The 10721-nt window shown below is 61.0% G+C and carries 11 protein-coding genes and 1 tRNA gene; 6 read left to right on the top strand and 6 right to left on the bottom strand.

Going from position 1 to position 10721, the window contains the following annotated elements:
• Positions 1-124: 124 nt before the first annotated feature.
• Positions 125-466, bottom strand: coding sequence for a metallopeptidase family protein (locus AAF555_11630; GenBank protein ID MEM6912214.1), 342 nt, complete (start codon positions 464-466; stop codon positions 125-127).
• Positions 467-532: 66 nt separating this feature from the next.
• Between AAF555_11630 and AAF555_11625 the strand changes: the two genes are divergently transcribed.
• Positions 533-2287, top strand: a complete 1755-nt coding sequence (locus AAF555_11625) for an MFS transporter (protein MEM6912213.1) — start codon at positions 533-535, stop codon at positions 2285-2287.
• Positions 2288-2341: 54 nt separating this feature from the next.
• Here the strand turns inward: AAF555_11625 and AAF555_11620 are convergent, their stop codons facing one another.
• The gene (locus AAF555_11620; protein MEM6912212.1) at positions 2342-3241 is read right to left on the bottom strand and encodes a tyrosine recombinase XerC; all 900 of its coding nucleotides are present in this window, start codon (positions 3239-3241) and stop codon (positions 2342-2344) included.
• An 86-nt stretch (positions 3242-3327) separates the two neighbouring features.
• On the opposite strand from AAF555_11620, the gene hisF reads away from it, so the two are divergent.
• A complete protein-coding gene (hisF, locus tag AAF555_11615; protein ID MEM6912211.1) occupies positions 3328-4092 on the top strand; it encodes an imidazole glycerol phosphate synthase subunit HisF in 765 nt (254 codons plus the stop codon).
• Positions 4093-4185: 93 nt separating this feature from the next.
• On the top strand, positions 4186-4641 hold the full coding sequence (locus tag AAF555_11610; protein ID MEM6912210.1) for a hypothetical protein: 456 nt from the start codon (positions 4186-4188) through the stop codon (positions 4639-4641).
• Between the two features lie 40 nt (positions 4642-4681).
• Here the strand turns inward: AAF555_11610 and AAF555_11605 are convergent, their stop codons facing one another.
• Both AAF555_11605 and AAF555_11600 read right to left on the bottom strand, forming a co-directional pair.
• Positions 4682-5995, bottom strand: coding sequence for an NAD(P)/FAD-dependent oxidoreductase (locus tag AAF555_11605; GenBank protein MEM6912209.1), 1314 nt, complete (start codon positions 5993-5995; stop codon positions 4682-4684).
• Positions 5996-6123: 128 nt separating this feature from the next.
• Positions 6124-6198: transfer RNA gene (locus tag AAF555_11600), tRNA-His, on the bottom strand.
• A 91-nt stretch (positions 6199-6289) separates the two neighbouring features.
• On the opposite strand from AAF555_11600, the gene AAF555_11595 reads away from it, so the two are divergent.
• Complete coding sequence (locus AAF555_11595) at positions 6290-6880, top strand: DUF1802 family protein (protein MEM6912208.1); 591 nt, start codon at positions 6290-6292, stop codon at positions 6878-6880.
• A 15-nt stretch (positions 6881-6895) separates the two neighbouring features.
• Here the strand turns inward: AAF555_11595 and AAF555_11590 are convergent, their stop codons facing one another.
• Positions 6896-7975 carry a hypothetical protein gene (locus tag AAF555_11590; protein ID MEM6912207.1) on the bottom strand — a complete coding sequence of 360 codons (1080 nt, stop codon included), beginning with the start codon at positions 7973-7975 and terminating at the stop codon, positions 6896-6898.
• Between the two features lie 83 nt (positions 7976-8058).
• On the bottom strand, positions 8059-9075 hold the full coding sequence (locus AAF555_11585; GenBank protein ID MEM6912206.1) for an A/G-specific adenine glycosylase: 1017 nt from the start codon (positions 9073-9075) through the stop codon (positions 8059-8061).
• Between AAF555_11585 and rnhC the strand changes: the two genes are divergently transcribed.
• Both rnhC and AAF555_11575 read left to right on the top strand, forming a co-directional pair.
• Positions 9074-10027 carry a ribonuclease HIII gene (gene rnhC, locus AAF555_11580; protein ID MEM6912205.1) on the top strand — a complete coding sequence of 318 codons (954 nt, stop codon included), beginning with the start codon at positions 9074-9076 and terminating at the stop codon, positions 10025-10027. The two genes, AAF555_11585 and rnhC, sit on opposite strands and share 2 nt — an antisense overlap.
• Before the next feature lie 77 nt (positions 10028-10104).
• Positions 10105-10419 carry an HU family DNA-binding protein gene (locus AAF555_11575; GenBank protein ID MEM6912204.1) on the top strand — a complete coding sequence of 105 codons (315 nt, stop codon included), beginning with the start codon at positions 10105-10107 and terminating at the stop codon, positions 10417-10419.
• Positions 10420-10721: the final 302 nt, after the last annotated feature.

Genomic DNA, 10721 nt, shown 5'->3' with positions numbered 1-10721 from the left:
CGGTGTCTTTCGAGCCAGCCCTGCGTTGCTCCTCGGTTACGGTGCCTGCACCGCGCCCTCGTCGCGCCTTGGTCTGGCCCGAAATCCACTCGGCCATTCTACCAGCCAATTCTGCAGCTTGGTATTAGCCCAAGCCCCGTGCTTCCAAATCGTCTTCCTCCCAGCCGAGGTAGTGGCCGAGCTCATGCAGGTAGGTCACGCGAACTTCTCTCCGGTAGGTGGCGGGATGCTGGTGGGCGAAGTCCCAGAGGGAAGTGAGGTAGAGCGTGATGCGGGGGACGTCTTCGGGATCGCTAGGAGCGCTCTGCAAGCGGCTGGCCCCCTCAAACAAGCCTAAGAAATCGCCCTCGGCCTCATCCAGAATGAGCAGGCATTCGCGGGCTGCTTGGCGCAGCTCTTCGGGCAGTTCTCGCAAGACTTCTTCCACCACGGTTTCGGCTGCCGCCAAGCGCTCTTGTTGGTTCATGGTGAACTGCTTGCTGCTCTTGAGAAAGGACTGGGCTCGGCCCGATTTCTGCACAATGACCCTATCATGAAGAAGTTGTTTCGTCAGCGGGACCGGATCGAGGAGGCTGACTTGGAGAAGGGGCTCAAGAACCTGATCTACGACGGAATCTGTTCCCAGACAATGGGAGTGCTGACGGGCGGGGCCTTTCTGGTGGCCTTCGCTCTCCAGCTCGGTGCTTCCAACTTCGTGATCGGTTTTTTCGCGGCCATCATGCCGCTTTGCCAGCTCTTGCAGATTCCGAGCATTCTCTTGGTGGAAAAGTTCCGCAATCGCAAGGCGCTGGTGGTCATCCCGGTCATTGTGGCGCGGTCGGCCTGGCTGGTGGTGCCCTTTCTCCCCTTTCTCTTCCCCGAGCCGGCCCGGGTGCCCATGCTGGTCGGGCTGCTTTTCTGGTATTTCGCCCTCAGTGTGCCGGCCGGGTGCGCTTACAATTCGTGGATTCGCGATCTCATCCCCGAGGAACGGTTTGGGAAGTTCTTTGGGAAACGCTGGGCGGTCATCACCTTCGCCGGGGCCATTCTCACGCTGGCGGCTTCCTTCGGGATCGCGCCCCTCAAGGCCTGGACGGGGAGCGAAATTCTTCCCTACAGTTTGGTCTTCGGGGTGGCCGGCTTGGTCGGCATCAGTGGTTCGATTTTTCTCTGTCGCACGCCCGAGCCCAAGCCGGAGCCGAGCACGACCACCAGTCCCTGGAAGATGCTGGCAGAGCCTTTTCGCTCGGCTGATTTCCGCAAGCTCCTCTTTTTCACCGGTCCGTGGAATTTCGCCCTCAATATGTCGGCCGCCTTCTTCGGGGTCTATCTCCTGAAGAATCTGGGGATGCCCATTTCGACGGTCATTTTCCTGGCGGTCACGAGCCAGTTTGTGAACGTCTTTTTCTTCCGCATCTGGGGGGATTTGGCGGACCGGTGGAACAACCGAAGCGCCCTCCTGGTGGCCGGGCAGTTGTTCTTTTTCAGCGTGCTGCTCTGGCCCTTCACCACCTTTCCTGAGAAGCACGATTACACCTTAGCGCTCCTCATTCTCATCCATGTGCTGGTGGGCATTTCCACGGCCGGGGTCAATCTCTGCGTGGGAACGCTGGCCCTCAAAAGCGCGCCCAAGGGCAAAGCGACCGCTTACCTGGCCTCCAACACGGTGGTGGCAGGCATCGCGGCCACCCTGGGACCGCTCGTGGGCGGCTTGCTGGGGGATTTTTTTGAAATGCGAGAGTTCAAGATGGGCTTTACCTACACGGAGGTGGCGGATGGCCAGGAGTTCTCCGTGCCGGCCTTCAATCTCCGCGGGCTGGACTTCGTTTTTCTCCTGTCGGCGATTTTGGGCGCCTACGCCATGCACCGCTTGGCCTTTGTGAGAGAACCTAGCAAGTCCGAGGAGAAGCTGGGGCTGAGTGTGCTTTTCCATGAAACCCGCAAGGCGGTCACGCACGTCTCGAACGTGGCCGGACTCCGGAAGCTGACCTACTTCCCCTTCGAGATCCTGGTCAAGGGCTACGGGGCGGGGCGGGCCATGGTGGGCTTCATGGCCAAACCGCGGAAGCCGCTCATTGAGCGCCTCTTCAGCGATTCGCCGGAGGTGGAGAGACAGCTCGAGAGTGCCGAAACCGAGCCGGTGGCCGCCATCCGACGGCAGTTCCAGAAGGCCATTTGGGTGGAAGACGAGGAGGAGGGCCCCGGGGGACCCGCGGTGCTGCGCAATCCCATGAAAGGGCTGAAAACCAGCCAATCGCTTCGTCCGCGGCTGCCTTTTGCCCCACCTTTCGGCCAAGGGACGGAATGACCGCCCGGTGGGGGGGCGGGCCTGGGCTTGGTCCGGCTGGACGAGCTCTTGCTTCTAGCGGGCGCGGGGGTGGGTCTTTTGGTAGACTTCTTTCATCCGCTCGGTGCTGACGTGGGTGTAGATCTGGGTGGTGCTGAGACTGCTGTGGCCGAGGAGTTCTTGCACGCTGCGGAGGTCGGCCCCGTTGTCGAGCAGGTGGGTGGCGAAGCTGTGGCGCAGTTTGTGGGGGCTGGCCTCGACCGGGAGGCCGCTCAGCTGGTGATACTTTTTGAAGAGACTCCCCACGGCTTGAGTGCTCATGCGCTTGCGAAGCTTGCTCAGGAAGAGGGGGCCGTGACGGACTTCGGCCGCCAGGAGGTAGCGTTCCAGGGCCTCCCTGGCGGGACGGCCGAGGGGCACGAGTCGTTCCTTCCGCCCTTTTCCAAGGACGCGGACGGTGCCGGAATAGAGATCGACGTCTTCCAGGTTGCAGGCAGCCAGCTCGGCCAAACGAACGCCGGTGCTGTAGAAGAATTCGAGGATGGCGGCATCCCGCTGTGGCATCCAGGAGGGCGCTTGCTTCGAGAGCTCGATCTCAAAGGGCATGGCCAAGAGGGTCTCGACCTGCTTTTGCGTCAGGACGAGGGGCAGCTTTTTTTCCAATTTGGGCAGGCCCACTTCCAGTAAGGGGTTCTGGGGCAGGTCTTTCCTTTGGCAAAGAAAGCGGTAAAACGAGCGGAGCGCGGCGAATTCCACGCGGATGGTGGCCTTGGCCTTGCCGGCTTTCATCAGTTGGTAAAGCCAGGCGCGGAAGTCTTCCGCGGTGGCCCGCTTCCAGCCCCGAAAAGGGCGCTGCCCCGCACGAAAGGCTCGCAGGGCCTTTTGGTAGTTGAGGAGCGTGCGGGGGGAGGCATGGCGCTCGACCGAGAGAAACTCGAGAAACTCTTCCACCAGGGGATCGCTGGCACGCGGCATGGCCTAAGGTAAACGAAGGATCTTGGTTAAGAAACCTGAAACAATTTTCCGACTGGCGGGGAGGAATGATTTCGCGATGGTCCGGCATGCTGACCAAGCGTGTCATTCCCTGCCTCGATGTGACCGAGGGGCGGGTCGTCAAAGGCACCAATTTCGTGGGCCTCCGGGATGCGGGGGATCCGGTGGAGCAGGCCATCGAATACAATCGACAAGGCGCGGACGAGCTGGTCTTCCTCGACATCACGGCTAGCTCGGATCACCGGGCGACCATGGTGGAGGTCGTGCAACGAACCGCGGAAAACTGCTTCATGCCTTTGACGGTGGGTGGGGGCATCCGCACGGTCGAGGACATGCGCCGGATGCTCCTGGCGGGGGCCGACAAGACCGGGCTGAACACGGCCGCCGTGAAGACGCCCCAGGCCATTGACGAGGGCGCGCGCGCCTTTGGGGCTCAGTGCATCGTGGTGGCCATCGATGCCAAGCGGAATGAGACGGGCTCCTGGACGGTCTTCACCCACGGCGGGCGGCAGCCGACGGAGCGCGACGCCATCGAGTGGGCGCGCGAGGTTTGGAATCGCGGGGCAGGCGAGATTCTCCTCACGAGCATGGATGCTGATGGGACCAAGGCCGGCTACGACCTGGAGCTGACGGCGGCCGTCAGCAGCGCGGTCGACATCCCGGTCATCGCTTCAGGTGGGGCGGGCACGGTCCAGCACATGATCGAGGTCCTGGAGGTCGGGAAGGCGGATGCCGTGCTGGCGGCCAGTATTTTTCACTACAAGGAAATGACGGTCGGCCAGGTCAAGGCCCAGCTTTCGGCGGCCGGGCTCCCCATGCGGGTGTGCACCTAAAAATGGCCGAACAGCTCGACAAGAGGGCGCTTTCGTGCCAAGATTGACATGTTCGGCAGGTTTTCTGTCAAACTCTCTCCTCTTTCAAAAACTATGATTTCTACCGCCTTTCTCCGGGGTGTCCTTGTCTGGGATGACCTCGGCACCGCCATTCCCTTTGTGGATCATTGCAAAGAGATTGAACGCGAAGAACCGGGGAGTTCCTTCGGTTTCACTTGTGTCTCCCAAGATGGTCTTTTGGGAGCCTCTTTCGGCGTCAGTTCGGAAACGATGGCCATGACCTCCCCCCTGATTTGCGTGGCTTTGCGGGATGTGAATACGGGATTGACTCGTGAGCTGAGAGCGTGGTTCCGCAACTGGACCAAGAAACGGCGCGGGATGCCCGGGGTGCTGGCGGTCATTCCGAGCGGGGCCGAATCGAATCGCGGACGCGGGCGACGTTACTTCCAAGCGGTCGCCAACACGGCCGGAATGAACTTCGCCTGGGGCCTGGAAGAGTTTCACCAGAACGTGCGCGAGTTCGCTCACGAGAAGCTGGTGGCGGCTTGAGGGCTCAGGGGGAGCCCTGGTGGCTCGGTCTTACTCGGTCTCAGGCGGCCTTGGTGACGGCGCTTTGGCCGGTTTCCGAAGCCGGTTTGGCCTCTTCCTGGCTTCGAGGGGTGTTCACGATGATGCGGGTGTCCGGGCTATCGCTGAGGTAAGCCCAGGCCCAACCGAGCAGGACCGAGACCTTGTTTCGGAATCCCACCAGAAAGAGGATGTGGATGAAGAGCCAGGCGGCCCACGCGATGAAGCCCCGCAGCTTGGTCTTTCCGACTTGGACCACGGCGTGATTTTTCCCGATGATGGCCATGTTGCCTTTGTCGAAGTAGACGAAGGGCTTGCGCTCGCCCGTGATGAGCTGCTTGGCGACGTGATTGCCCATTTGCATGGCGGCTGGGGCCACGCCGGGGACCATCTGCCCTTTGACGTCGGTCATTTTCACGATGTCCCCCAGGACGAAGACTTTGCGATTTCCGGGGAGGGAGAGGTCGGGTTCCGGGGTGATGCGGCCTCCCCGGTCGGTTTCCACGCCGAGCTGACGGGTCAGGCTGGTGGCCTCGACCCCGGCCGTCCAGAGGAGGGTGCCGGCTTCGATTTCGGTGCCGCCTTGCAAGATGAATTTCCCCTTCTGGGTGTCGGAGACAAATTTTCCAAGAAGGACTTCCACCCCCAAGCTCTCCAAGCGCTCTTTGGTGTAGTCGGAGAGATCTTGATCGTAGACGCCCAGGAGGCGGTCCGCGCCTTCGATGAGGACGATGCGGAGGTCGTGGGTGTTGATGTGGCGGAAGTTGGTGTGGAGGGAGCGCCGGGCGAGGTCAGCAAAGGCCCCGGCCAGCTCGACGCCCGTGGGCCCACCCCCGGCGATCGCGATCGTCATGAGCCGTTTGCGCTCGGCCTTATCCTCGGTCATTTCCGCTTTTTCGAGATTGGCTAGGACGGTGCGGCGGATGTCGTTCGACTCGGCCAACGTTTTGAGACTGAGAGTGTGCTCGCTCCAATGGTCGTTTCCGAAGTAGCCGGTTTTGGCTCCCGTCGCCACCACGAGGATGTCGTAGGAGTAGACCTTTCCCTGGGCTCCCGTCGCGGTCTTGGCCTCCACATCAACGGCCGTGATCTCGTCCATGAAGGTTTCGACATTGCGGGCCTTGGCCAAGACTTGGCGGATGGAGCGGGCGATGTCGGGGGCCGCGAGGGAAGCGGAAGCCACTTGGTAGAGCAGCGGCTGGAAGAGGTGGTGGTTATTTTGATCGACTAACGTGACCTCGAATTCCTTCTTGCCTGCGAGCTTTCGGGCGCAGCCGAGACCGGCAAATCCGGCCCCCAAGATGAGAACTTTTTGTGTGCGTGCCGGTTTTGCCATGGGTCGATCTGGGTTGGTGAAACAGAGAGAATTGCGTTCGGGAAGAAGCCGAGTCTTTTCTGTACCAAGAACCGCGGATGGTAAAACCTTAAGCGTAGGGAATTTGCCCTGGCACCCCGGCCAAAAGCTGGGGTGACTGACGGGGCTCGAACCCGCGACAACCGGTACCACAAACCGGGGCTCTACCACTGAGCTACAGTCACCATCTCCTGACGAGGGTGGCAAGGATAGGAGAATGACCCCGGATTTTCCAGTGAAAATTTGCGATCGGCCGGAGGCTTGCTTCGCGGTAGATTGACACGATGGATCGGGATGCAGCAGGCATTCAAAGAGTGGGACGCGGTCTGTCACTTCCTCGGCGCGGGAGAGCAGTCCATCCTGCTGCGGAAGGGGGGAATCGCGGAGGGCAGGGCGGGCTTTTCTTTCAAACACGAGAGCTTTTTCCTGTATCCGACCGCCTTCCATGAGGCGGGAGAGGCGCTCAAATGGCCGGTAGCGCCGGGCCCCAGCCGCGATCTGGAAAAAGAAGGGGTCCAGCTGAGCTACTTCGCGCGCGCGGAGTGGTCCGTCCTTTTGGACGATTGGGCCCAGGTTGAGGCCTTGGCCCCGCTCCACTGCTGGACGGAAAATGTGGTTCGCGAGCGCTTCACCTGGAACGAGAAGTCTGGGCGGGATTGCCTGAGCCTGGCGTTGGTGCGGGTCTTCCAGCTGAGGGAGCCTTTTGGGTTTCCCTACCAGAAACGCTATGGGGGCTGTCGCTCCTGGATCGAAGTCCCCGAGCCGGAAGGGGAATGGCAAGCGAATTGGAGGCCCGTGGTGAGCGACGAAGTGCACCAAGAACGCGACCAGCGCGCTCGGGCGCTGGTGGGCCGTTCTCCCACTTGATCTGACAGCTTGGTATTAAGGAACCACCCAACCGCGACCGACCAGCCCGACGATTTCCGCCAAGTCGGGGGCATCCGGCTCTCCCAGGGAACGCAGCTGAAGCGTGGCGCGGGCAGTTCGTTTGATCAAATTGGCGGTTCCGCTCGTCTCGAGGGCGCTGGTGGGATCGAGGCCTTCTTCGAGAGAGATTTGAGTCGAGTTAAGAAGGCGTAGGTGGAGCGCGGAGTCCCGGCGGACGTAGGCGTAGCCCGCTTCGCCGTCCGCGGTTTCCATGCGAAAGCACCTCCAGATTTCATCGTCGGCAAAGCGGAAATTGTAGTAGGCGGCCGGCGTCAGGATGACGCGGAAGGTCCCGGTGAGAGCTTCTTCTTCTGCCAGGAATTGCGAGAGACTCTTGGCGTTGTAGCCGCTGTAGCTTTCCCAATCGAGGAGGTATTGATCCCCGACCACTTCCAGCGCCACCTGCGAAAGCGCGCCGTTGGGGAGGACGAGTCGGCCGTGCACGAAAGGGAGGGAGTCGAGGGCCTCGAAGCTCGGGTCCAAGAGTTCGACCGGACGGGGGACCGCCCATTCCTGCTCCACGCCACTCAAAAAGACCGTTTCGAGCCCAGGCTGCTTTCGGATCAGGCGGAAGCGTTCGGACACGGTGGTGGCGTCGTGATACTTTTGGAGAAACGAGAAGATTCTTTTGCGATCCAGGAGGGAGGGATCGAGCGCAAGGCTGCCGGAGATCTCTACTTTTCGGCTCGCTTGTGCGTTTTGAGTCATTTCTGCCGGGCTGTCACTCCCCGCCTGGAAGAGGAGGACCAGAACCAGAATCCCGGCCAAGAGACCGGCCATTGTCAGAAAAAGGCGTGATCGGCGACCCATGATTCGGGTGCCATCGAAGCTCTTCTTGCCTGAATTCAAGGTGCCCTTTGGGAAGAAGCGATGGTTTTTTTGCACCTCATGGGAGGGGTCATCGGTCCGACGCCGCGCGGGAATACGGGTCACTTTGCCGATGTTGGGACCCTCTATGTCCTGCCGAATGCTGGTCGAAAAGCGGCCTTGTTTGCCTCGTTTCGATCGGTGGGGCTGGGGTGGGTCCGGTGGCATAGGAGGAGACGAGTCTTCGCTTGCTGAAGAATGTCAGCGCTCCTCGTCTAGAGATCAAGAGCCGGAGGAAAATCTCTAGCTGCTCACAAGAGCTGTGGCTGGGAGGCGCCTGCGAGGAGGACTTCGAGCGCTTTCCGGTAGGGACTGCGCATGGGGTAGTCGGCCAAGTCTTCCCTCGGAACCCAAAGGCCTTCGCGGCGGCGGGTTTGGCCTGGGTGAATGGTCAACTGGACGCGGTATCGAGTGATGGTGTAGCGAAGTCGATGGAGAATGGCCCCCGCTTTCTCGGCGGCGCTCGCTTCGGGCAGCCTCCACATGCCGGAGCGAGCGGGGTCGGGCGTGAGCAGGACCGCGCGGCCCCTGGTGAGAAAGGCGACCGCTTCTTGCCGCTCGGTCATGGTCTTTTTGCGCTCCTTTTTGGGAAGGGTTTCCGGCTTCCTGCTGAGACAAAAGGCGCTGACCGGACATTCTTGGCAGGCAGGATTGAGTCCGCAGAAGGTTTGGCCCAGCTCCATGATGGCGGAGTTGAAGACGGCTGCTTTTCTCGGCGCCAGGAGGGTTTCAGCCGTCTCCCAGAGCCAGCGCTGGCCGGCCTTGGAGTCGATGGGAACTTCCCGCTCGAGCAAGCGAGTCAAGACGCGCGCGACGTTGCCATCGACGATGGGAGCGGGACGATTGAAGGCAAAGCTGGCCACGGCACCCGCGGTGTAGCGTCCCACTCCCGGCAAATCGAGCAGGCCTTCCATGTCGATAGGAAACCGTCCCGCGTGTTCTTCTTCGATTTTGAGGGCGGCCTTCTGCAGATTGCGAGCGCGATTGTAGTAGCCCAAGCCTTCCCAAGACTGCAAGACCTCCGCCTCGGGGGCACCTGCTAGGACAGCCGTGTTGGGAAAACGCTCCATCCAGCGGGAGTAGTAGCCTCGTTCAAGCACCGTTTGGATGCGGGTCTGTTGCAGCATCAGCTCCGAGACGAGAATGGCGTAGGGATCGCGGGTCCGCCGCCACGGGTAGTCTTTCCCCTGGGTCTCGAACCAGCCGCAAAGCGCTCTTCGGAATGCCGAAACATTCTCGAGAGGGTTGCGCCCTGGCTTCTTCTCCATGATCGATTTCCTGATGTCGGATCCGCCTGCCCGCAAGTTGACTTCGCACACCCAGCCCCTCACGAGCGAGCAAGTGGAACCCCTCCGAAAGGTCCTGGAAGAAGCGGGCTTCGAGTTCCTCAAGAAGGACTACACTCTCTACGCGGCGCGGAAACCGGGAGTGAACGTGTCGGTCTATGCGAAGGGGCCGAAGGTCCTCATTCAGGGAAAGGGCACCCGCGAGTTCATCCAGTTTCTTTTGGAACCTCTGGTGCTGGGAGAGGCGCAACTCGGCTATGAAGAAGAGCACCACCCGGAGTGGTTTTCACCCCACTTCGGGATCGATGAAAGCGGCAAGGGTGATCTTTTCGGGCCGCTCGTGATCGCGGGAACCTACGTCGATCCCGAGGTGACCCGGGAGTTGCTCGCGCTCGGCGCCATGGATAGCAAACGCATCAGCTCGGATGCGCGCATCCGGGACCTGGCCGATTCCATGCGCAAGGTGGCCGGTCTCAAGCATGAGGTGGTCTTGATCCCCCCCACTCGCTACAACCAACTCTACCAGCAGTTTGGCAATCTCAATCGACTGCTGGCTTGGGGGCACGCCAAGGTCATCGGCCTGCTTCAGGAGCGGGTGCCGGAGTGCCCTCGGGCGCTCAGTGATCAGTTCGCCCGGCCTGACTTGATCGAACGAGCTTTGCAGGAGCGCGGCACCGAAATCACCCTGGAGCAGCGGACCAAAGCGGAGTCGGATCCGGCGGTGGCAGCGGCTTCCCTTTTCGCGCGCGAGGCCTTCATTGATTGGCTGGATCGGGCCGGCCAGCCGCTGGGGGAATCGCTTCCCAAGGGCGTGTCTCCCAAGGTCAAAGAAGTCGGCCGGACTTGGATGAAACGCTTTGGAGAAGAGGCTCTTTCTGAGATCGCCAAGATGCATTTCAAAACGTCGAAGGAGTTGAGGGAGAACGACTTTTGATTGCCCAAAAAAACTTTGCGCGCCATCGGTCTGCCCCTCGGAAACTGGCACATCGTCTGCTTCGTAAGCCTCTGGGCATGAAGACGGTAACGAAACGGGAACTGGTGATGGAGGTCGCGAATGAAACGGGACTGACCCAGCACCAAGTCTTCGACGTGATCCAAAAAACGCTCGATTTGGTGACCGATACCTTGGCCGAGGGAGATCAGGTGGTGCTGCGCAATTTTGGGGCCTTCCAGGTCAAGGTCACCAAGTCAAAAATCGGTCGCAACCCGAACAAGCCCGGGACCGAGCTGGTCATCCCTCCTCGCGCGGTCGTGAAGTTCAAGCCGGGCAAGGAAATGAAGGAACGCGTGGCGGCGGTTCTTCCCGATTTGACTCCCGGGCAGTAAGGGGCAGTAGGAGTGGGAGACCACCACCACCGGCTTGGCTCGGGAGCGGACGGGCTAGGGAACTCTCTTGGCCCGCCTTCTCATACCAAGCTCCAGAATTCACAGGAAGAATGGAGGGAAGGTGTTGTGTGGAAGAGGCGCTGAAGCGCGGGGAAGGAAGAGCCGGAGTCTTTCGAGCCAGCCCTGCGTTGCTCCTCGGTTACGGTGCCTGCACCGCGCCCTCGTCGCGCCTTGGCCTGGCCCGAAATCCACTCGGCCATTCTACCAGCCAATTCTGCAGCTTGGTATCAGGAGGACCCTGG

The sequence above is a fragment of the Verrucomicrobiota bacterium genome (assembly GCA_039027815.1).
In the GTDB taxonomy this organism is placed as follows: domain Bacteria; phylum Verrucomicrobiota; class Verrucomicrobiia; order Verrucomicrobiales; family JBCCJK01; genus JBCCJK01.
The sequence above is the reverse complement of the archived record's forward strand: the minus strand, read 5'-3'. Positions and strand labels throughout refer to the sequence as shown.

What these genes read in the sequence shown, in the direction of transcription:
- hisF (MEM6912211.1), top strand. Translation starts at nt 3,328, where the DNA reads ATGCTGACCAAGCGTGTCATTCCCTGCCTCGATGTGACCGAGGGGCGG.
- AAF555_11605 (MEM6912209.1), bottom strand. Translation starts at nt 5,995, where the DNA reads ATGGCAAAACCGGCACGCACACAAAAAGTTCTCATCTTGGGGGCCGGA.
- AAF555_11620 (MEM6912212.1), bottom strand. Translation starts at nt 3,241, where the DNA reads ATGCCGCGTGCCAGCGATCCCCTGGTGGAAGAGTTTCTCGAGTTTCTC.
- AAF555_11585 (MEM6912206.1), bottom strand. Translation starts at nt 9,075, where the DNA reads ATGGAGAAGAAGCCAGGGCGCAACCCTCTCGAGAATGTTTCGGCATTC.
- AAF555_11630 (MEM6912214.1), bottom strand. Translation starts at nt 466, where the DNA reads ATGAACCAACAAGAGCGCTTGGCGGCAGCCGAAACCGTGGTGGAAGAA.
- AAF555_11590 (MEM6912207.1), bottom strand. Translation starts at nt 7,975, where the DNA reads ATGCCACCGGACCCACCCCAGCCCCACCGATCGAAACGAGGCAAACAA.
- AAF555_11625 (MEM6912213.1), top strand. Translation starts at nt 533, where the DNA reads ATGAAGAAGTTGTTTCGTCAGCGGGACCGGATCGAGGAGGCTGACTTG.
- AAF555_11610 (MEM6912210.1), top strand. Translation starts at nt 4,186, where the DNA reads ATGATTTCTACCGCCTTTCTCCGGGGTGTCCTTGTCTGGGATGACCTC.
- rnhC (MEM6912205.1), top strand. Translation starts at nt 9,074, where the DNA reads ATGATCGATTTCCTGATGTCGGATCCGCCTGCCCGCAAGTTGACTTCG.
- AAF555_11575 (MEM6912204.1), top strand. Translation starts at nt 10,105, where the DNA reads ATGAAGACGGTAACGAAACGGGAACTGGTGATGGAGGTCGCGAATGAA.